Source organism: Cellulomonas chitinilytica, assembly GCF_016862675.1.
Lineage (GTDB): Bacteria > Actinomycetota > Actinomycetes > Actinomycetales > Cellulomonadaceae > Cellulomonas > Cellulomonas chitinilytica.
The window spans coordinates 74812-93726 of record NZ_BONK01000001.1; the positions used below are offsets into that span (position 1 = coordinate 74812).

Consider the following 18915-nt stretch of genomic DNA (forward strand, 5'->3'; position numbering starts at 1 on the left):
CCGTCGTGCAGGAAGGGCTCAGGCGGACAGGCGCTCCGCCGTGTCGACCACGTTGCTCAGCAGCATCGCGCGCGTCATCGGCCCGACGCCGCCCGGGTTGGGCGACACCCACGACGCGATCTCGCGCACGGCGGGGTCGACGTCGCCGACCACGCGGCTCTTGCCGGTCTCGGGGTCGATCGCGCGGGACACGCCCACGTCGACGACCACGGCACCGGGCTTGACGATGTCCGCCGTGATGATCCCGGGCACGCCCGCGGCCGCGATGATCACGTCCGCGTTCCGGGTGTGCTCGGCGAGGTCCGCCGTGCCGGTGTGCGTGAGCGTCACGGTCGCGTTGATCGCGCGCTGCGTGAGCAGCAGCCCGATCGACCGGCCCACGGTGACGCCCCGCCCGACCACCACGACGTCCGCGCCGCGCAGGTCGACGTCGTGCCGCAGCAGCAGGTCGATGATGCCGCGCGGGGTGCACGGCAGCGGCGACGTGACGGGCTCGTTGACCCGCAGGACGAGGCGCCCGAGGTTCGTCGGGTGCAGGCCGTCGGCGTCCTTGTCGGGGTCGACGAGCTCGAGCACACGGTTGGTGTCGATGCCCTTCGGCAGCGGCAGCTGCACGATGAACCCGGTGCACGCCGGGTCCTCGTTCAGCCGGCGCACCGCGGCCTCGATCTCCTCCTGCGTCGCGGTCTCCGGCAGGTCCTCCCGGATGGAGGCGATGCCGACCTCGGCGCAGTCCTTGTGCTTGCCGGCGACGTACCAGCGCGAGCCGGGGTCGTCGCCGACGAGCAGCGTGCCCAGGCCGGGCACGATGCCGCGGGCCGCGAGCGCCGCGACCCGTTCGGTGAGCTCGCCCTTGATCCGGGCCGCGGTCGCGGTGCCGTCGAGGATCTGAGCCGTCATCAGTACTGCTTCAGGTCGCCGTACAGCGGGAACGCCTCGGTGAGCTTGGCGACCCGGGCCTTGAGGGCCTCGACGTCCGTCGCCGCACCGTTGACCAGCGCGTTCGCGATGATGTCGGCCACCTCGGTGAACTCGGCGTCCCCGAAGCCGCGGGTCGCGAGCGCGGGCGTGCCGATCCGCAGGCCGGACGTGACGCGCGGGGGGCGCGGGTCGAACGGGACGGCGTTGCGGTTCACGGTGATGCCGGCGGTGTGCAGGAGGTCCTCGGCCTGCTGGCCGTCGAGGTCCGAGTGCCGCAGGTCGACGAGCACGAGGTGCACGTCCGTGCCGCCGGTGAGCACCGAGACGCCCGCCGCGGCGACGTCGGGCGCGTTGAGGCGGTCCGCGATGATCCGCGCGCCGTCGAGCGTGCGCTGCTGGCGGTCCTTGAAGTCGTCCGTGCCGGCGACCTTGAACGCGACGGCCTTCGCGGCGATCACGTGCATGAGCGGGCCGCCCTGCTGGCCCGGGAACACGGCGGAGTCGATCTTCTTGGCGTACTCCTCCTTGCTCAGGATGAAGCCCGAGCGGGGGCCGCCGATGGTCTTGTGCACGGTCGACGAGACGACGTCGGAGTGCGGCACGGGCGACGGGTGCAGGCCCGCGGCGACGAGGCCCGCGAAGTGCGCCATGTCGACCCAGAGCTTCGCGCCGACCTCGTCGGCGATGGACCGGAACGCCTCGAAGTCGAGGTGCCGCGGGTAGGCGGACCAGCCGCCGATGATCACGTCGGGGCGGTGCTCGAGCGCGGCCTTGCGGACGGCCTCGGGCTCGACGAGGAACGTCTGCGGGTCCACGCCGTACGACGCGACGTCGTAGAGCTTGCCGGAGAAGTTGATCCGCATGCCGTGCGTGAGGTGGCCGCCGTGCGCCAGCTCGAGGCCGAGGATCTTGTCGCCCGCGTTGATGAGGGCGTGCAGCACGGCGGCGTTGGCCGTGGCGCCCGAGTGCGGCTGGACGTTCGCGTGCTCGGCGCCGAACAGGGCCTTGGCGCGGGCGATCGCGATGTTCTCCGCGACGTCGACCTGCTCGCAGCCGCCGTAGTACCGGCGGCCCGGGTAGCCCTCGGCGTACTTGTTGGTGAGCACGGAGCCCTGCGCCTGCAGGACCGCGCGCGGGACGAAGTTCTCGGAGGCGATCATCTCGAGCGTGCCCTGCTGGCGGGCGAGCTCGCCGTCGAGGACGGCGGCGATCTCCGGGTCGAGCTCGGAGATGTTCTGGTCGAGGATCGGGGTGTTGTCGGCGCTCATGGACACTCCTCAGGGCATCAGCGGACGGCTTGTCGAAGCGGGTGGTCGTCCCCGGCACACGGACGGGCACGCACACCAGCGGTGTGGTGACCGTGGGCCCAGGCGTCCGACCCGAAGTCTGCTGCTGCGTCGCTCCCCGGTGGTTCCCCACCTCTGCGCCAGTCGCGACCCGGACAGGCTACCAAGCCCGCGCGGGCACCGGACGCACGATTCCGCGGGCCGGGCGGATGCCCGCCCGACGCCGGGGCCGGGGCCGGTCAGCAGCAGCGCGCCCCCGGGTGGGCGTCCTGCTCGGCGTGCCGCACGCGCCAGTACTCCCGCTCGGACACCGGGTCCGCACCGGGATGCACGCGGGCCAGGTGCTCGACGTAGCGCGCGTAGTCGCGGTCGCCGAGGAGCGTCGCGGTGTACCACCGCACGCCCGCGACGGTGCGGACCAGCGCGCGCCCGACCCCGGCGGCGCCGCGGGCACCGACCTCGACGACGTCGCGCGCGCTCACGTCCCGGCTCCGCTCCCGACGCGGTCCCCGGCCCGGGCGTCCCACTGGGCCTGGACCTCCCGTTCCGCGGCCGTCGGGATCATCCCGCTGGGTGCGAACAGGCGCGACGGCTCGTCGGGCTCCTCGGTGGTGGGCATGCCGCCCGCACGCACCGAGCGCACGACGACGACGAGCGCGGCGGCCACGACGACGAGCACGAGCCCGGCGAAGACGATCGACAGCGTCCCCTGCACCGCGGTGTTCCGGATGACGGCGTCCATCTCGGCGGGCGTCTTGGCGACCCCGAACGACTGCTCGCCGGCGGCTCGGGCGTCCTGGAACGCCCGGTGCTGCGCCCAGTACCCGATGCGCGGCTCGGCGGAGAAGACCTTCTGGTACGACGCGGTCATCGTGACGGCGAGGTCCCAGACCAGCGGCAGCGCGGGGATCCACACCCAGCGGTACAGCCGCTTCTTCACGACGACGACCGTGACGACCGTGAGGGCGACGGCGGCGAGCAGCTGGTTCGCGATGCCGAACAGCGGGAACAGCGTGTTGATGCCGCCGAGCGGGTCGGTGACGCCCATGAGCAGGATCGCTCCCCACAGGACGACGACGACGAGCGCGCACACCCAGGCGCCGACGCGCCACGACGGGTCACGGAACCGGCGGGCCGGGCCGGGGAGGTTGCCGAGGGAGTCGGAGAGCATGAACCGGGCGACGCGCGTGCCGGCGTCGACGGTCGTGAGGATGAACAGCGCCTCGAACATGATCGCGAAGTGGTACCAGAACGCGGCCAGGCCGGAGCCGCCGAGCACGCTGCTGAGCACCTGCGACATGCCGAGCGCGAGCGTCGGCGCGCCACCGGTCCGCGAGACGACGGACTCCTCGCCGACCGCGGCCGCCGCCTGCTGGATCTCCCCCGCGGTGATCGGCGTGCCGCTCAGCCCGAGGCCGTTGACGTACGCGGCGGCCGTCTCGGCGGTCCCGCCCGTCGCCCCGGCGGGCGCGTTGATGGCGAAGTAGAGGTGCTGGTCGATGACGACGGCGGTGACCAGGGCCATCACGGCGACGAACGACTCCATCATCATCCCGCCGTAGCCGATGAGCTTGGCCTGGCTCTCCTTCTGGAGCATCTTCGGCGTCGTCCCGGACGCGATGAGCGAGTGGAACCCGGACAGCGCGCCGCACGCGATGGTGATGAACAGAAACGGGAACAGCGCACCGGCGAACACCGGGCCGTCGCCCCGCAGCGCGAACTGCGACACCGCGGGCGCCTGCACCTCGGGCCGCGCGACGAGGATCCCGACGGCCAGCAGCACGATCGTGCCGACCTTCATGAACGTCGACAGGTAGTCGCGGGGCGCGAGCAGCAGCCAGACGGGCAGCACGGAGGCGGCGAACCCGTAGGCGGCGAGCCACCAGGCGAGCGCGACGGGGCTGAGGGTGAACCAGTCCTGCCCCCAGCCGGTCTCGGCGACCCAGCCGCCGGCGACGATCGCGAGGAGCAGCAGCCCGACGCCGATCAGCGTGACCTCCGAGACCCGGCCGGGCCGCAGGACCCGCAGGTAGACGCCCATGAACAGCGCGATCGGGATCGTCATCGCGAGCGAGAACACACCCCACGGGCTCTGCGCGAGCGCGTTGACGACGACGAGGGCGAGGACGGCGATGAGGATGATCATGATGACGAACACCGCGATCAGCGCCGCGACGCCGCCGACCCGGCCGAGCTCGTCGCGGGCCATCTGCCCGACGCTGCGACCGCGCCGCCGCACGGACAGCGCGAGCACGAGGTAGTCCTGCACGGCGCCGCCGAGCACGCAGCCGACGATGATCCACACGGTGCCGGGCAGGTAGCCCATCTGCGCGGCGAGCACGGGTCCGACCAGCGGCCCGGCCCCGGCGATCGCCGCGAAGTGGTGCCCGTACAGGACCCGCCGGTCGGTCGGCATGAAGTCCTTGGCGTTGTCGAGCTGCTCGGCGGGTGTGGCGCGCGCGTCGCGCGGGCGGGCGATCTTCGCCTCGACGAGCCGTGCGTAGAAGCGGTACGCGATGACGTAGGTGCAGACCGCGGCGAACACGAACCAGACGGCGTTGACGTGCTCGCCGCGCACGAGCGCGAGGACCGACCACGCGACCGCGCCGACCACGGCGACGACGACCAGCACGACCTTGCGGGACGGCGTCGTCGGGCCGCGTTCCACGACGCCGACCGGTGGCAGGTCCGGGTCCGTCCGGACGAGCTCGATGTCCGACTGCGCGACCATGCTGCCCCCTGCGGCGTCGTCGACGAATCGCAGGTCAGGCTACGCGCGGGCGATCGGCGCGCAACCGGGCACGATGAGCCGCCGAGGGGCGACGCCGAGCCTCAGTCGCGTGTCGACGGCTCCTCGAACACGGCGAGCCACCGCTTGAGGAGCCGTTCGAGCTGGTCCGCCTCGTCGGCGTCGAGGGCGTCGAGCAGTCGGCGCTCGTTGGCCATGTGGTCGGTGAACGCGGCGTCGATGACGTCCTTGCCGCGTGCGCTGAGGGCGACGACCCGGCCCCGCCCGTCGACGTCGCTCGGCCGCCGCGTGACGAGCCCGGCGCGCTCGAGCCGGTCGACGCGCTTGGTCATCGCTCCGGAGGTGACGAGCGTGTTGGCGGCGAGGTCGGTCGGCGTGCGCTCGTAGGGCGCGCCCGCGCGGCGCAGCGTGGCCAGGACGTCGAAGTCTCCCTCACCGAGCCCGTGCTGCTGGTAGACCGCGGTGAGCTCCGTCGTGAGGTGCCCGGCGACGCGGTGCAGGCGCCCGATGACGCCCTGGGGGCGGACGTCGAGGTCGGGGCGCTCGGTGCGCCAGGCGCGCTGGATGAGGTCGAGCCGGTCGGGGCGGTCGTCGGTCACGGGGTCGACGATACCTTCCTTGGAAGATAGATTGTCTTCCATGGAAGACACCTCGGCCCGCTGGTCGCTCGTCACGGCGGTCGCCCCGATCACCTGGGGCACGACGTACTGGGTGACCCGGCACGCGCTGCCCGCCGACGCGGCCCTCTGGGGCGCGGTGCTGCGCGCGGTGCCCGCCGGCCTCGTCCTGCTCGCCGTCTCCCGCCGCCTCCCCCGCGGCGCGTGGTGGTGGCGCTCGCTCGTGCTCGGCACCCTGACGATGGGCGCGTTCTTCGCGCTCGTCTACGTCGCCGCCCAGCTGCTGCCGACGAGCATCGCGTCGACCGTCATGGCGACCTCGCCCGTCGTGATGATGCTGGTCGCCTGGGCCCTGCTGGCCCAGCGGCCACGCCCGCTCGCGGCGGTCGGCGCGGGGCTCGGCGTGGTCGGCGTCGCCGCGACCGTGCTCACCGGGGGCGGCGCGATCGACCCCCTCGGGCTGCTCGCGTCGGTGAGCGCGATGGCGATGGCCAGCGTCGGCTTCGTGCTCGCGGCACGCTGGAGCGACGGCGTCGACGTGGTCTCGTCGACCGCCTGGCAGCTCCTCGCCGGCGGCCTGGTGCTGGTGCCCGTCGCGCTCGTCGTCGAGGGCGGCCCGCCGGCGCTCGACGGCCGCGCGCTGCTCGGCTTCGCCTACGTGTCGCTCGTCGCCACCGCCGTCGCCTACCTCGCCTGGTACACCGGCCTGCGTCACCTCCCGGCGGGCACCGTCGGCCTCGTCGGGCTGCTCAACCCCGTCACGGGCGTGCTGCTGGGCGTCGCCGTCGCGGGCGAGCACCTGTCCGGGCTGCAGGTCGCCGGCGCGCTCGTCGTGCTCACGGGCGTCCTGCTCGGCCAGCCGACGGTCGACCGCACCCTCGCCCGGCGCCGTGCGCGCCGGGCCGCCGTCCCCGTCGTGACGCCGGTCTGACCGGCGAGGGTAGACGTCTGCAGGCGCGCCGCAGCAGCACCCCTCGCGACCGCGACCGACGAGCCGCTCCTGTTCGTCGGCGACGGCTTCACGCGCACCGACGTCCGGGCCGCCCTTCCCCGCACCCCGGGCGGTGACCCGGCGCGTCCCGGTCAGATGGGGAAAACCCGGCAGGTCGCAGCCGCACAACCGATAGCGTCCTGGTGCCACCGTCCAGCACGGACCCGCGCCACGAGGAGATCGTCATGACCTACCCCGACCAGCCGCCGAGCGGCCCGCCGTCCGCGATGCCCGTCGCGCCGACGTACGCCGCACCCCAGGAGGTCGGCCCCGTCGTCGAGCGCCCCGCGTCCGTGACGCGCGCCGTGCAGCTCATGTACGCCGGTGCCGCCCTCAGCCTCGTCGGCATCGTCGTCGCCTGGGCCACGAAGAGCTCGCTGCGGGACACGGTCGCCACGGCCACGCCGTCGCTCAGCGCGAGCGAGCTCGACACCGCCGTGACGATCGCCCTGACGGTCGCGACCGTCGTCGGTCTCGTCGGCGTCGGACTGTGGCTGTGGATGGCCGCGGCGAACAACGCCGGCCGTTCGTGGGCCCGCATCGTCGCCACCGTCTTCGGCGGCCTGAACGTCGTCAGCACGCTCTACAGCCTGGTGAGCTCGGCCGGTCCGGCGATCATCCTCAACCTGCTGTCGGTCGCCCTGGCGGTCGTCATCCTCGTGCTCCTGTGGCGCCCCGCGTCGTCGGAGTACTACCGGTCGCGATCCGCGCGCCGAGGCTGAGCCGCACGCGCCGGGCGGGGTGACGACCACCCCGCCCGGCGCGTCACGTCCGGACCGACGGCGACGTCAGGCGTCCGCGCGGTCGTCGTCACCGAGCATCTTGCGCAGGTACGCGTACGTCAGGTCCCCGGCCGTCCGGTCGTGCTCGTACTCGTAACCGTGCTTCTCGTAGAGCGCGAGGTTCTGCAGCGAGTCGCGGCCGGTGAACACCCAGACCTCCTCGATGCCGTCCGGCAGGTACGGCAGGATCGCCATGAGCAGCCGGGTGCCGACGCCGCGGCCCTGCAGGTCGGGGGCGACCGCGAACCGTCCGAGGGTCGCCTTGGTGCCCTCCACGAGGACGCGGATCGAGCCGATCATCCGGTGCCCGCTCCAGGCCCCGAGGGTGATGACGCCGTCGGCGTCGAGGTCGGCGCGGAGCTCGTCGAGCGTCTGCGTGAGCGGCGGGATGTTCGGGTCGCCGTACTGCTGCGCCTCCGTGACGAACGCCGCGCGGCGCAGGGTGAGGAGCTCGCCCGCCTCGTCGTGGGTGACACTGCGGATGGTGAGGTCGTCCTGCGTCATGCGGCCCATCGTGTCAGCCGTCCGCGCGGGCGCACTACTCTCGGGTCTCGTGTCTCAGAGTGCAGATGTGGCGACCCACTGGGTGCTGACCCTGTCGTGCCCGGACCGTCCCGGTATCGTCCGCGCCGTCGCGGGGCTGCTCGCGGACCACGGCGGGAACATCACCGAGTCGCAGCAGTTCGGCGACCCCCTCTCGGGGCTGTTCTTCATGCGGGTGCAGGTCACGGCGTACGCGCCGCGCGAGGTGCTCGAGGCCGCGATGTCCGAGGTGGCGCGCGACTTCGCGATGACGTGGAACCTCGACGTGCACGGCCGGCCGGTGCGGACGCTGGTGATGGGCTCGACGGCGGCGCACTGCCTCAACGACCTCGCGTTCCGGCAGCGCTCCGAGAACCTTCCGGTCGATCTCGTCGCGGTCGTGTCGAACCACACGGCGCTCGAGCCGCTCGCCGACTTCTACGGCATCCCGTTCCACCACGTGCCGGTCACGAGCGCGACGAAGGCGCAGGCCGAGGCCCGGCTGCTCGAGCTCGTCGACGAGCTCGACGTGGAGCTCGTCGTCCTCGCGCGCTACATGCAGATCCTGTCGGACGACCTGTGCCGCACGCTGGCCGGCCGGGTGATCAACATCCACCACTCGTTCCTGCCGTCGTTCAAGGGCGCCCGGCCGTACGCGCAGGCGCACGACCGGGGCGTCAAGCTCATCGGCGCGACCGCGCACTACGTCACGGGCGACCTCGACGAGGGCCCGATCATCGAGCAGGACGTCGAGCGCGTCGACCACACCCGGGCCGTCGAGGACCTCGTGGCGCTCGGGCAGGACGTCGAGCGGCGGGCGCTGGCGCGCGCGGTGCGCTGGCACGCGGAGCACCGGGTGCTGCTCGACGGGCACCGCACGATCGTCTTCCGCTGACGCGTCCGTGAGCGGCGGCTCACCGCCCGCCGCCCGCCGCCCAGGAGCCCACCCCGGACACTGGCAGCGGGGTCGAGCCGGTGCCGTCACTCGACCACGATCGGCAGGCCCGCGAACGTGGAGTACCTGTCGAACGCCGCCCGCATCGCGGAGTCCTGCGCGGGGGTCAGGTCGACGGCGAGGTGCGGCTCGGCGACGATCCGGTCGCGCTCGGCGACGCGCCGCCACCACCCGATCACCTGGCTGTCGAGCACGAGCGGCTGGATCACCTGATTGGTGTTCTCGGGGACGATCACCCGGCCGGCGATGTTGGTCACGACCCGGCCCTCGGTGTACGCGACGGTGTACTCGTCGTACCCCTGCAGGACGTGGACCGTCGGCGACGGCTCGGGGACCGGCGCGGGCGCGGGCACGAACCAGTACTCGAGCCCGCCGACAACCTCCGACGCGACCTCCGTGCCGAGCAGCCGCAGAGCGTGGCGGACCTGCGTGAGCGTGAGGCTGGACCACCACGCGGCGTCCTTCACGGTCACGGGCCCGTGGCTCGCGACGAACCGGCGCACGAGCTCGACCAGGGCGTCGTCGCCGACGAGACCGAGCCCGTCGGGGACGCGCTCGTCCGCGAGCGCGTAGGTGTGCTGCTTCCCGCGCCGCACCCCGTTGACGACGACGACGTCGAGCTCCGCCCGCATCGTCAGGTACGCCAGGCGCACGCCCGACGCCTCGATGCCGGCGGTCGCGAGCGCCGCGGCGACCTCCGCACGGGTGAGGTGGTTCCCTCCGCGCAACGCGTGCGCCATCGCCGCGGTCGCTCGCGTCGCCTCGTCGTCGTCGATCCCCGTCTGGCGCTCGTAGTAGCGGTTGAACGCCCTGACGCGCGGGGCGGTGAGCGCCTGGACCCAGCGCAGGTCCTCGGGGACGACGAAGTGCCAGGTGGGGCGCAGGGCGTGCGTGCGGATGACGGCGCCGTCGTCGACAACACGCTGCAGGGCGGCGTCGTCACCGGCGCTGCGCTGGGCGAGCGACCACTTCGCCATGGCGTACTCCTGCGCCTGCACGGCTCCGAGGTGCCGGACCACGGCGACCGGGTCGGGCAGCGGCGGGCCGGACAGGCGCTGGTTGGCCAGGCGGCGGTGGGCGACCTCCGACGCGTCCATGCCGTGAGCCTACGGACGGGCACCGACGTGGTCGTCGGCGGAGGCGAAACCTTTCGCCGTCCCGCGGGTCCTTGACCGCGCTCGGCGCCGGTAGGGATGCTCCGAGAGTTCCTGAATCGATATCGAAAGTTTCGGGCCAGAGGCCGTCACCGGCCCGCGCCGAACCTGGGGTCAAGGAGGACACCATGGCACCATCCCGCTCCCCCTGGCGGCGCAGCCTCGCGGCCGCCGCCGCGCTCGCCACCGGGGCTCTCGGCCTCGGCGCGGCCGCGCTCGCCACCGCCCCCGTCGCACAGGCCGCCTCGCTCACGCAGATCACGAACTTCGGCAGCAACCCCGGCGGCCTGCAGATGTACACCTACGTGCCGGACAAGCTGGCGGCGAACCCGGGCATCGTCGTCGCGGTGCACTACTGCACCGGGTCGACCTCGGCGTACTACAACGGCACGCAGTTCGACGAGCTCGCCAACCAGTACGGCTACATCGTCATCTACCCCTCGGCGTCCCGCCCGGGCGCGTGCTTCGACGTGTCGTCGACCCAGGCCCTGAGCCACAGCGGGCAGAGCGACCCCGCCAGCATCGTGCAGATGGTCCGGTACGTGCAGCAGCACTACACGACGGACACGAGCAAGGTGTTCATCACCGGCCTGTCCTCGGGCGCGATGACGACCGAGCTGCTGCTCGCCGACTACCCCGACGTGTTCGCCGCCGGCTCGGCGTGGGCCGGCGTCCCGGCGACGTGCTTCTCCACCGGCGGTGCGGCCCCGGGCGCGAACAACCAGGCGGGCTGGAACAGCGACTGCGCCAACGGCACGCTCAACAAGACGGCGCAGCAGTGGGGCGACCTGGCTCGCGGCGTCTACCCGGGCTACTCCGGGGCCCGTCCGCGCGTGCAGCTCTGGCACGGCACGAACGACACGACGCTGAGCTACAACAACTTCGGCGAGGCCATCGAGCAGTGGACGAACGTGCTCGGCGTCAGCGCGACCCCGTCGTCGACCGTCGTCAGCGGCAGCACCACGCGGACCCGCTACGGCAGCAGCACAGGCGACCAGGCGGCGCTCGAGGCGAACAGCCTGCAGGGCGCGTCGCACAGCCTGACCGTCGACGCGAAGGCGGTGATCCACTTCTTCGGGCTCGACTCGACGACGCCGACCCCGACGCCGACCCCTACGCCGACGCCAACCACCCCGACGCCCACGCCCACGACGCCGACCCCGACCCCGACCTTCACCGGTGTGCCGGGGGGCTGCCAGGTCATCTACGGCGTCAACCAGTGGAACACCGGCTTCACCGCGAACGTCACGATCAAGAACACCTCGTCGTCCGCGATCAACGGCTGGAGCCTGAAGTTCACGTTCCCGTCGGGGCAGACCATCACCCAGGCCTGGTCGGCCAAGGCCAGCCAGTCCGGGTCCGCGGTGACCCTGACGAACGAGGCCTGGAACGGCTCGCTGCCGGCCGGCGGCAGCACCCAGATCGGGTTCAACGGGTCGCACAACGGCACCAACACAGCACCCTCGTCGTTCACGCTCAACGGCGGGGCCTGCACGGTCGGCTGACGCAGCGGCGACCGCGCACACCGGGCCGCACGGCCACCCTCGGCGGGGGGTGACCGTGCGGCCCGGCCTGTGTCGTGCCGCCCTCTTGACACCGTCGCGGGGTGCGCGCAGAGTTGTAGTCAATCGATCGGTTGATCAATAGAACGGTTGGAGACGATGGTGGTCGACCCCCTGTCGGACGACCGGCTCGACCGGGCCTTCCTCGCCCTGGCCGACCCGGTGCGGCGTCGGATCGTCGCCCGCCTCAGCCGCGGCCCCGCCACGGTCAACGAGCTCGCCGAACCGTTCGACATCACCAAGCAGGCCGTCTCGAAGCACATCCAGGTGCTCGAGCACGCGGGCCTGGTGACCCGGACGCGCGATGCGCAGCGCCGGCCGGTGCACCTCGACGCCGCCACCCTGGAGGCCCTCACCGCGTGGATCGACCGGTACCGGCTGATCCACGAGCAGAGCTTCCGGGCGCTCGACGCGGTCCTCGCCGCCCAGGCGGGCGCCACGACGGGCCACCAGCAGGAGCAGGAGCAGGACCACAAGCACTCAGACCAGGAGGCACGACCATGAGCAACCCCGTGACGATCGACGCGCCCGAGGGCGTGCCGTTCATCGACATCACGCGCGAGTTCGACGCCCCGGTGGCGGCGGTCTTCCAGGCCCACGCGCAGCCCGACCTCGTCCGGCAGTGGATGGGCCCGCGCGACCTCGCGATGGACATCAAGGAGTGGGACTTCACGTCGGGCGGCTCGTGGCGCTACGTCCACACCGCCCCCGACGGGCAGGGCTACGAGTTCAACGGCGTCTTCCACGTGGTCCGCGAGAACGAGTTCGCGATCCAGACGTTCGAGTTCGGCGGCTACCCGGACGTCGTCGCGATCGAGTCCATCGCGTTCGAGGACCTCGGCGGGGGCCGCAGCCGGGTCCGCATCCACTCGACGTACCCGACGCTGGAGGCGCGGGACGGCATGGTGGCGAGCGGCATGGACCAGGGCCTCACGCAGGGCTACGAGCGGCTCGACGCGCTCGTAGCCTGACGGCCCCGGCGCGACGACGAGGGGCCCCGACCGACGTCGGGGCCCCTCGTCGTGCGCGTCAGCGCATCGCGGCCGTGTGCCGCATCAGGCTCTCGGACAACGTCGTCGCCCCCGTGATCGCCGCGAGGATCGACTCGTAGCTCGCGGTCGCCGCGTCGAACGACCCGTTGTTGCGCCCGTGCCGCAGCACGACGATCTTGTCGGACACCGCCCGGACGTCGTTCATGTTGTGGCTGATGAGGATCACGCCGAGGCCCAGGTCCCGCAGGCGCTCGATGTACGTGAGGACCTCGGCGGTCTGCGCGACGGACAGCGCCGCGGTGGGCTCGTCGAGCACGACGATCCGGGGCGAGCCGATGAGCGTGCGGGCGATCGCGACGGCCTGCCGCTGGCCCGCCGACAGCTCGGCGAGCGGGGTGCGGACCGACGGGATGCGCAGCGTCAGGTCGCGCAGGATCTGCCGGGCCATCTGCTCCATCTTGCCGTCGTCCAGCAGCATGCCGTCCGTCAGCTCACGGCCCAGGAAGATGTTGGACGTCACGTCGAGGTTGCCGGCCAGGGCGAGGTCCTGGAACACCGTCGCGATGCCGAGCGCGTGCGCCGCCGACGGCGACGGGATCGTCTGCTCCTCGCCGTCGATCTCGATGATCCCCGAGTCGGGCACGAGCACGCCGGAGATCACCTTCGCGAGCGTCGACTTGCCCGCACCGTTGTCGCCGACGAGCGCGACGACCTCGTGCGCGTGCACGTCGACGTCCACGCCGACGAGCGCCTCGACGGCTCCGAACCGCTTGCTGATCTGCCGGAGCGACAGCAGCGGCACGCGTGGGCTCGCGCTCATGTCCTCACCTGCTCCTCGTTGGGCACGTGGTCCCTGCAGTGAAACCTCGCTGTCCGTGGACGTCAATCGTCCCCCACCGCCTCCGCCATCGCGCGCACCGGTTCGTCCGAACGGAGGACGAAGTCCGTCGACTGCAGCACCAGCTCGATCGCGCCGACCACCTCGGCGCGGTGGCCGAGCTCGGCGGGAAGCACCTCGAGGGGGGCGATCTGGTTGAGCAGCACCCGGTGCCGGATCGCCTCCCGCAACGGCCCGAGCAGCATCTCGCCGGTCTCGGCAAGCTCGCCGCCGACCACGACGCACTGCGGGTTCACCGCCATGGCCAGCCCCGCGACGACCGCCCCGATCGACGCCCCCGCGTCCGCGATCACCCGGGCGCAGCCCGGGTCGCCGTCCAGGGCCCGCTGGATCACGTCGCGCAGCGCCATCGTCCCGTGGCTGGCCCGCAGCGGCTCCAGCAGCGCCTGCGCGCCGACCACGGTGTCGAGGCAGCCGCGGCTCCCGCACCGGCAGATATCACCCTGCGGGTCGACCTGGACGTGCCCGATCTCGCCCGCGGTGCCCGCGAAGCCGCGGTGCAGCTGGCCGCCGAGCACGATGCCCGCACCCGTCCCGTACGACGCGCGGACGTACACGGAGTCGCGGTACCCGCGGGACGCGCCGAGCGCGCTCTCCGCCAGCGCACCGAGGTTCGCGTCGTTGTCCACGAACACCGGCCGGGCGAGCCGCTTCGACAGGACGTGCGCGATGTGCACCTCGTCCCAGCCACGCATGATGCCGCGCACGGAGATCATCCCCGTCGCGGCGTCGACGGGCGCCGGCACCCCGATGCCGATGCCGACCACCTCGTCGAGCGACGAGCCGACCCGCTCCAGCAGGTCGGCGATGAGCAGCGCCGCCCGGTCCAGGCTCGTGTCCACCCGGTGCTCGTGCGGCAGCGGCAGGGTCTGCTCGGCGACGACCTCGTGCGTCACGTCGCCGAGCGCGATGCGCAGGTGCCGGTGCCCGATGTGGATCCCGACCGCCAGACCCACGCGGCGGGCGAGCGTGACCATCTGGGCACGCCGCCCGCTGCGGGTGGTGCTGCGGGTGTCGACGACACCCGCAGCGAGGAGCTCCTTGACGATCGTCGACACGGTGGCGGCCGACAGGCCGGTGGCCCCGGCGAGCTCCACCTGGGTGAGCCCGCCGTGCCGGTGCACCGTCTCGACGATGAGGGCCCGGTTGGCCTCGCGCAGGGAGGACTGCGAGCCTGACATGGCTACCCGTCCTCCCACGGCCGCGAGCCTAGACCGGCACGGCATCCGCCCACGCCAGGTTGGCTCCCTGGTCGTGGGCGAATGTCGAACCTCAGCGAGCCGCGCCGGCCCGCCGCTTGTTGTAGATGTCGAACGCGACCGCGAGCAGCAGGACGAGGCCCTTGACCATCTGCTGGACCGACTGGTCGACGCCCATGAGCTGCATGCCGTTGCTCATGACGCCCATGATCAGACCACCGACGACGGCACCGGTCACCCGACCGACACCACCCGTGGTGGACGCGCCACCGATGAAGCAGGCGGCGATCGCGTCGAGCTCGAACATGTTGCCCGCACCGGGCTGCGCGCTGTTGGACCGCGACGAGTACACCGCGCCGGCGACAGCCGCGAGGAAGCCCATGTTGACGAAGATCCAGAAGTTGACCTTCTGCACCTTCACGCCGGACAGCTGTGCGGCGGACAGGTTGCCACCGATCGCGTAGACGTGGCGGCCGAAGACCGTCTTCGTCGTGACGACCGTGTACACCATGATCAGGACGCCGAGGATGATCAGCACGATCGGCAGGCCGCGCGAGCGGGCCAGCTGGTAGGCGAAGGCCATGACGACGACCGCGACCAGCACGAGCTTCGTGAGGAAGATCGGCATGGACTCGACGACCTGCTGGTACTTGACGCGACCGGCGCGCTGACGGAACTGGCTGACGACGTAGCCGACCACGGCGACCGCCGCGATGACGAGCGTGAAGACGTCGATGCCCTGGCCGCCGAGGAACCCGTTGAGGAACCCGCCGGCGATCTTCTGGTACTCGTGCGGGAACGGCGACAGCGAGACGTTGTCGAGCACCTGGTAGGTCATGCCGCGGAACAGCAGCATGCCCGCCAGCGTCACGATGAACGCCGGGATCCCGACGTACGCGACCCAGAAGCCCTGCCAGCACCCGACGACGAGGCCGACGGCGAGGGCGGCGAGGACGCCGACCCACCACGGCTGGCCGTTCTTGATGACCAGCACGGCCGAGACGGCCCCCGTCAGGGCGACGACCGACCCGACGGAGAGGTCGATGTGGCCGCCGACGATGACGATCAGCATGCCGATCGCGAGGATCAGGATGTACGAGTACTGCAGGACGATGTTGGTCACGTTGCCGGGGCTCAGCAGCGTGCCGTCCGTCAGGATGGTGAACAGCCCGACGATGGCCACGAACGCGATGAAGATCCCGCTCTGGCGCAGGTTCCTCGTGAAGAGGTCCTTGAACCCTGCTACGGCAGTCATCGAACCTGGTCCCTTTCCTTGGTCATGAGCTGCATCAGGTTCTCCTGAGTGGCCTGCTCACGCGGCAGCACACCGGTGACCCGGCCCGCCGAGAGCGTGTAGATGCGGTTGCAGATGCCGAGCAGCTCGGGCAGCTCGGACGAGATGACGAGGACCGCCTTCCCCTGCTCCGCGAGCTTGTTGATCAGCGTGTAGATCTCGTACTTCGCGCCCACGTCGATGCCGCGGGTCGGCTCGTCGAGGATGAGGACCTCGGGGTCCGTGAAGAGCCACTTGCTCAGCACGACCTTCTGCTGGTTGCCGCCGGAGAGCTTGCCCGCGAGCGCCGCCACGGTGGGCGCCTTGATGTTCATGCTCTGACGGAAGCCCTCGGCGACCTTGGTCTCCTCGTTGGCGTTCACCCAGCCCAGCCGCGACACCTTCTTGAGGCTCGCCGCGGTGATGTTGTTCCGGATGTCCTCGATGAGGTTGAGGCCGTACTTCTTGCGGTCCTCGGTGGCGTAGGCGATGCCGTGCTGGATGGCCTCCGCCACCGTGCGCGTCCTGATCTCGTTGCCCCGCAGGTACACCCGGCCGGTGGTGTGGCTGCCGTACGTGCGGCCGAAGAGCGACATCGCGAGCTCGGTGCGCCCGGCGCCCATGAGCCCGGCCAGCCCGACGATCTCGCCGGCGCGGACGTTGAGGCTCGCGCCGTCGACGACGACGCGGTCCGGGTCCGTCGGGTGGTGCACCGTCCAGTCCTCGATCCGCAGCACCTCGTCGCCGATGTTCGGCTCGTGGGGCGGGAAGCGGTGGCCGAGGTCACGGCCGACCATGCCGCGGATGATCCGCTCCTGCGTGACGCCGTCGGCCTTCATGTCGAGGGTCTCGATCGTGCGGCCGTCGCGGATGATCGTGGTGTTGTCGGCGATCTCCGCGATCTCGTTGAGCTTGTGGGAGATCATGATGCAGGTGATCCCCTGCTGCTGGAGCTGGCGCAGGAGGCCGAGCAGGTGCTCGGAGTCGTTGTCGTTCAGTGCGGCGGTCGGCTCGTCGAGGATGAGGAGCCGGACCTCCTTGGACAGCGCCTTGGCGATCTCGACGAGCTGCTGCTTGCCGACGCCGAGCTGTCCGACGGGGGTGACCGGGAGCTCGTTCAGGCCGACGCGGGCCAGCAATGCTGCGGCCGCCGCGTTCGCCTGGTTCCAGTCGATGAGCCCGCGCTTGACCCGCTCGTTGCCGAGGAAGATGTTCTCCGCGACCGACAGGTACGGCACCAGCGCGAGCTCCTGGTGGATGATCACGACGCCCTGCGCCTCGGAGTCGTTGATCGACCCGAACTGCACCTCGGCACCGTCGAGGAGGATCGTGCCCTCGTAGTCGCCGTGCGGGTAGACGCCGGACAGGACCTTCATCAGCGTCGACTTTCCGGCGCCGTTCTCTCCGCAGATCGCGTGGATCTCGCCACGCTCGACCGAGAGGGAGACGTCCTGGAGTGCCTTCACACCGGGGAACGTCTTGGTGATGGACTGCATCTCGAGAATGGGGTCAGCCACGCGACCTCACCGTCCTTCCTTGCGATGGACCGGACCGGGGCCGACCGGCCGGCACACGGGGTGCCGGCCGGTCGGCGGTCGGAGCTGAGAGGTCAGCCGGCCTGGCCGCTGGCGACCTCGTCGGCCGTCCAGTAGCCGGAGTCGATCAGCAGGGGCTGGATCTCGTCCTTGCCCACGATGTCCGAGCTCAGCAGGTACGACGGGACGACCTTGACACCGTTGTCGTACGACTCGGTGTCGTTGGCCTCGGGCGTGCCGCCCGAGAGGAACGCCTCAGCCGTCTTGACGGACTGGTCGGCGAGCTTGCGGGTGTCCTTGAAGATCGTCGACCACTGCACGCCGTCGTTGATCAGCTTGACCGAGGCGATCTCGGCGTCCTGACCGGTGACGACGGGCATGCCGTCGGCGATGCCGGGGCCGTAGCCGGCGTTCTGCAGGGCCGTGAGGATGCCGCGCGACAGGCCGTCGTACGGGGACAGGACGCCGTTGACCTTGGAGCCGTCGGAGTAGGTCGACGTGAGGAGGTCCTCCATGCGCTTCTGCGCCGTCTCCTGCAGCCAGCGCAGCGTGGCGACCTGCTCGATGTCCGTCTGGCCGGACTTCACGACGAGCGTGCCGTCGTTGATGTACGGCTGCAGCGTGTCCATCGCGCCCTTGTAGAAGAAGTGCGCGTTGTTGTCGTCCAGCGAGCCGGCGAAGAGCTCGACGTTGAACGGGCCCTTCTTGTCGCCGGGGGTGCCGTCCGCCTTGAGGACGCCGAGGCCCGTGAGCAGCGAGGTGGCCTGCTGCACGCCGACCTTGTAGTTGTCGAACGTGACGTAGAAGTCGACGTTCTCGCTGTCGCGGATGAGGCGGTCGTACGCGATGACCGGGATCTTCGCGTCGGCGGCGGCCTGCAGCTGGTTGGCGAGCGCCGTGCCGTCGATCGAGGCGATGATCAGGAGCTTCTCGCCCTTGGTGATCATCTGGTCGATCTGCTGCTGCTGGGTCGGGATGTCGTCGCCCGCGTACTGCAGGTCGACCTTGTAGCCGGCCTTCTCCAGGCCCTCCTTGACGGCCTTGCCGTCAGCGATCCAGCGCTCGGAGGTCTGCGTCGGCATCGCGACGCCGACCGTGATGTCGCCCTTGTCGCCGGAGGCCGCGCCCGTGGTGTCGTCCGTGCTGCCGGCGCCGCCACCCGAGCACGCGGTGAGACCGAGTGCGACAACCGCACCCATCGCCGCGAAAGTGATCCGTCGCATGTGCTGTGCTCCTTCTCGTCGTTGAGAGATCCGGGACGACGGACCTGCGAGCGCGGTGCTCGTCAGTGCCCCGCAGCCGCTCCGCCGCTCGGGCCGTGTCCCGACTGCGTCCCCGCGGTGATGTGGGTCACCGGAGGGGCAGTGCCCATACGCTCTTGTATTCGGTTCTCGAAGTCAAGCCATGACCACCCGGTCGCGTATTACGAACTCATCACGATCAGGTCGCGGATCGGCGCGGCTTGTGAGCGCTAACAGG

General features: G+C 71.4%; 18 protein-coding genes and 1 riboswitch. Of the genes, 6 read left to right on the top strand and 12 right to left on the bottom strand.

The window, feature by feature from the left end; all coding sequences use genetic code 11:
• Positions 1 to 18 precede the first annotated feature (18 nt).
• The 5 genes from Cch01nite_RS00360 to Cch01nite_RS00380 all read right to left on the bottom strand — a co-directional run bounded on the left by Cch01nite_RS00360 (position 19) and on the right by Cch01nite_RS00380 (position 5597).
• Positions 19 to 900, bottom strand: a complete 882-nt coding sequence (locus tag Cch01nite_RS00360; protein WP_203747168.1) for a bifunctional methylenetetrahydrofolate dehydrogenase/methenyltetrahydrofolate cyclohydrolase — start codon at positions 898 to 900, stop codon at positions 19 to 21.
• On the bottom strand, positions 900 to 2189 hold the full coding sequence (gene glyA, locus Cch01nite_RS00365) for a serine hydroxymethyltransferase (protein WP_203747170.1): 1290 nt from the start codon (positions 2187 to 2189) through the stop codon (positions 900 to 902). The genes Cch01nite_RS00360 and glyA overlap by 1 nt, the downstream gene beginning before the upstream one ends.
• Positions 2190 to 2278: 89 nt before the next feature.
• A riboswitch (ZMP/ZTP riboswitch) is annotated at positions 2279 to 2365 on the bottom strand.
• A gap of 81 nt (positions 2366 to 2446) precedes the next feature.
• Positions 2447 to 2689 carry a YbdD/YjiX family protein gene (locus Cch01nite_RS00370; RefSeq protein ID WP_203747172.1) on the bottom strand — a complete coding sequence of 81 codons (243 nt, stop codon included), beginning with the start codon at positions 2687 to 2689 and terminating at the stop codon, positions 2447 to 2449.
• Positions 2686 to 4938, bottom strand: coding sequence for a carbon starvation CstA family protein (locus Cch01nite_RS00375; RefSeq protein ID WP_203747174.1), 2253 nt, complete (start codon positions 4936 to 4938; stop codon positions 2686 to 2688). Before Cch01nite_RS00375 ends, Cch01nite_RS00370 begins: the two co-directional genes overlap by 4 nt.
• Before the next feature lie 101 nt (positions 4939 to 5039).
• Positions 5040 to 5597 carry a MarR family winged helix-turn-helix transcriptional regulator gene (locus Cch01nite_RS00380; protein WP_203747176.1) on the bottom strand — a complete coding sequence of 186 codons (558 nt, stop codon included), beginning with the start codon at positions 5595 to 5597 and terminating at the stop codon, positions 5040 to 5042.
• Between Cch01nite_RS00380 and Cch01nite_RS00385 the strand changes: the two genes are divergently transcribed.
• A complete protein-coding gene (locus Cch01nite_RS00385; protein WP_203747178.1) occupies positions 5596 to 6504 on the top strand; it encodes a DMT family transporter in 909 nt (302 codons plus the stop codon). The genes Cch01nite_RS00380 and Cch01nite_RS00385 overlap by 2 nt on opposite strands.
• Positions 6505 to 6749: 245 nt before the next feature.
• On the top strand, positions 6750 to 7286 hold the full coding sequence (locus Cch01nite_RS00390; RefSeq protein ID WP_203747180.1) for a hypothetical protein: 537 nt from the start codon (positions 6750 to 6752) through the stop codon (positions 7284 to 7286).
• Positions 7287 to 7352: 66 nt separating this feature from the next.
• Here Cch01nite_RS00390 and Cch01nite_RS00395 read toward each other — a convergent pair whose 3' ends face one another.
• The gene (locus tag Cch01nite_RS00395) at positions 7353 to 7850 is read right to left on the bottom strand and encodes a GNAT family N-acetyltransferase (protein ID WP_203747183.1); all 498 of its coding nucleotides are present in this window, start codon (positions 7848 to 7850) and stop codon (positions 7353 to 7355) included.
• On the opposite strand from Cch01nite_RS00395, the gene purU reads away from it, so the two are divergent.
• Positions 7849 to 8763, top strand: coding sequence for a formyltetrahydrofolate deformylase (gene purU, locus Cch01nite_RS00400; protein WP_239069688.1), 915 nt, complete (start codon positions 7849 to 7851; stop codon positions 8761 to 8763). The two genes, Cch01nite_RS00395 and purU, sit on opposite strands and share 2 nt — an antisense overlap.
• 86 nt (positions 8764 to 8849) lie before the next feature.
• Here the strand turns inward: purU and Cch01nite_RS00405 are convergent, their stop codons facing one another.
• Positions 8850 to 9920 carry a winged helix DNA-binding domain-containing protein gene (locus Cch01nite_RS00405; RefSeq protein WP_203747188.1) on the bottom strand — a complete coding sequence of 357 codons (1071 nt, stop codon included), beginning with the start codon at positions 9918 to 9920 and terminating at the stop codon, positions 8850 to 8852.
• Positions 9921 to 10105: 185 nt separating this feature from the next.
• On the opposite strand from Cch01nite_RS00405, the gene Cch01nite_RS00410 reads away from it, so the two are divergent.
• From Cch01nite_RS00410 to Cch01nite_RS00420, 3 genes are all read left to right on the top strand, one after another.
• Positions 10106 to 11482: an extracellular catalytic domain type 1 short-chain-length polyhydroxyalkanoate depolymerase gene (locus tag Cch01nite_RS00410; RefSeq protein WP_203747190.1), complete on the top strand. Its 1377-nt coding sequence runs from the start codon at positions 10106 to 10108 to the stop codon at positions 11480 to 11482.
• Positions 11483 to 11638: 156 nt separating this feature from the next.
• Positions 11639 to 12043 carry an ArsR/SmtB family transcription factor gene (locus Cch01nite_RS00415; protein WP_203747192.1) on the top strand — a complete coding sequence of 135 codons (405 nt, stop codon included), beginning with the start codon at positions 11639 to 11641 and terminating at the stop codon, positions 12041 to 12043.
• Positions 12040 to 12510 carry an SRPBCC family protein gene (locus Cch01nite_RS00420; RefSeq protein ID WP_203747194.1) on the top strand — a complete coding sequence of 157 codons (471 nt, stop codon included), beginning with the start codon at positions 12040 to 12042 and terminating at the stop codon, positions 12508 to 12510. Before Cch01nite_RS00415 ends, Cch01nite_RS00420 begins: the two co-directional genes overlap by 4 nt.
• A gap of 58 nt (positions 12511 to 12568) precedes the next feature.
• On the opposite strand, the gene Cch01nite_RS00425 is transcribed toward Cch01nite_RS00420, so the two are convergent.
• The 5 genes from Cch01nite_RS00425 to chvE form a co-directional block, all read right to left on the bottom strand.
• Positions 12569 to 13351: an ATP-binding cassette domain-containing protein gene (locus tag Cch01nite_RS00425; RefSeq protein WP_203747196.1), complete on the bottom strand. Its 783-nt coding sequence runs from the start codon at positions 13349 to 13351 to the stop codon at positions 12569 to 12571.
• Between the two features lie 62 nt (positions 13352 to 13413).
• On the bottom strand, positions 13414 to 14610 hold the full coding sequence (locus Cch01nite_RS00430; RefSeq protein ID WP_203747199.1) for an ROK family transcriptional regulator: 1197 nt from the start codon (positions 14608 to 14610) through the stop codon (positions 13414 to 13416).
• Positions 14611 to 14701: 91 nt separating this feature from the next.
• The gene (gene mmsB / locus Cch01nite_RS00435) at positions 14702 to 15883 is read right to left on the bottom strand and encodes a multiple monosaccharide ABC transporter permease (protein WP_203747202.1); all 1182 of its coding nucleotides are present in this window, start codon (positions 15881 to 15883) and stop codon (positions 14702 to 14704) included.
• Positions 15880 to 17397 (bottom strand): multiple monosaccharide ABC transporter ATP-binding protein, encoded by a 1518-nt coding sequence (gene mmsA, locus Cch01nite_RS00440; RefSeq protein ID WP_373309759.1) that lies wholly within the window; start codon positions 17395 to 17397, stop codon positions 15880 to 15882. Before mmsA ends, mmsB begins: the two co-directional genes overlap by 4 nt.
• 113 nt (positions 17398 to 17510) lie before the next feature.
• Positions 17511 to 18659 carry a multiple monosaccharide ABC transporter substrate-binding protein gene (gene chvE / locus Cch01nite_RS00445; RefSeq protein WP_275407145.1) on the bottom strand — a complete coding sequence of 383 codons (1149 nt, stop codon included), beginning with the start codon at positions 18657 to 18659 and terminating at the stop codon, positions 17511 to 17513.
• Positions 18660 to 18915: the final 256 nt, after the last annotated feature.

Coding starts and splice junctions, on each gene's coding strand:
- Cch01nite_RS00385 (WP_203747178.1), top strand. CDS start 5,596: ATGGAAGACACCTCGGCCCGCTGGTCGCTCGTCACGGCGGTCGCCCCG.
- Cch01nite_RS00375 (WP_203747174.1), bottom strand. CDS start 4,938: ATGGTCGCGCAGTCGGACATCGAGCTCGTCCGGACGGACCCGGACCTG.
- Cch01nite_RS00380 (WP_203747176.1), bottom strand. CDS start 5,597: ATGGAAGACAATCTATCTTCCAAGGAAGGTATCGTCGACCCCGTGACC.
- Cch01nite_RS00405 (WP_203747188.1), bottom strand. CDS start 9,920: ATGGACGCGTCGGAGGTCGCCCACCGCCGCCTGGCCAACCAGCGCCTG.
- purU (WP_239069688.1), top strand. CDS start 7,849: ATGCGGCCCATCGTGTCAGCCGTCCGCGCGGGCGCACTACTCTCGGGT.
- chvE (WP_275407145.1), bottom strand. CDS start 18,659: ATGCGACGGATCACTTTCGCGGCGATGGGTGCGGTTGTCGCACTCGGT.
- Cch01nite_RS00395 (WP_203747183.1), bottom strand. CDS start 7,850: ATGACGCAGGACGACCTCACCATCCGCAGTGTCACCCACGACGAGGCG.
- Cch01nite_RS00410 (WP_203747190.1), top strand. CDS start 10,106: ATGGCACCATCCCGCTCCCCCTGGCGGCGCAGCCTCGCGGCCGCCGCC.
- Cch01nite_RS00420 (WP_203747194.1), top strand. CDS start 12,040: ATGAGCAACCCCGTGACGATCGACGCGCCCGAGGGCGTGCCGTTCATC.
- Cch01nite_RS00425 (WP_203747196.1), bottom strand. CDS start 13,351: ATGAGCGCGAGCCCACGCGTGCCGCTGCTGTCGCTCCGGCAGATCAGC.
- Cch01nite_RS00360 (WP_203747168.1), bottom strand. CDS start 900: ATGACGGCTCAGATCCTCGACGGCACCGCGACCGCGGCCCGGATCAAG.
- Cch01nite_RS00415 (WP_203747192.1), top strand. CDS start 11,639: ATGGTGGTCGACCCCCTGTCGGACGACCGGCTCGACCGGGCCTTCCTC.
- mmsB (WP_203747202.1), bottom strand. CDS start 15,883: ATGACTGCCGTAGCAGGGTTCAAGGACCTCTTCACGAGGAACCTGCGC.
- Cch01nite_RS00390 (WP_203747180.1), top strand. CDS start 6,750: ATGACCTACCCCGACCAGCCGCCGAGCGGCCCGCCGTCCGCGATGCCC.
- glyA (WP_203747170.1), bottom strand. CDS start 2,189: ATGAGCGCCGACAACACCCCGATCCTCGACCAGAACATCTCCGAGCTC.
- mmsA (WP_373309759.1), bottom strand. CDS start 17,397: ATGCAGTCCATCACCAAGACGTTCCCCGGTGTGAAGGCACTCCAGGAC.
- Cch01nite_RS00430 (WP_203747199.1), bottom strand. CDS start 14,610: ATGTCAGGCTCGCAGTCCTCCCTGCGCGAGGCCAACCGGGCCCTCATC.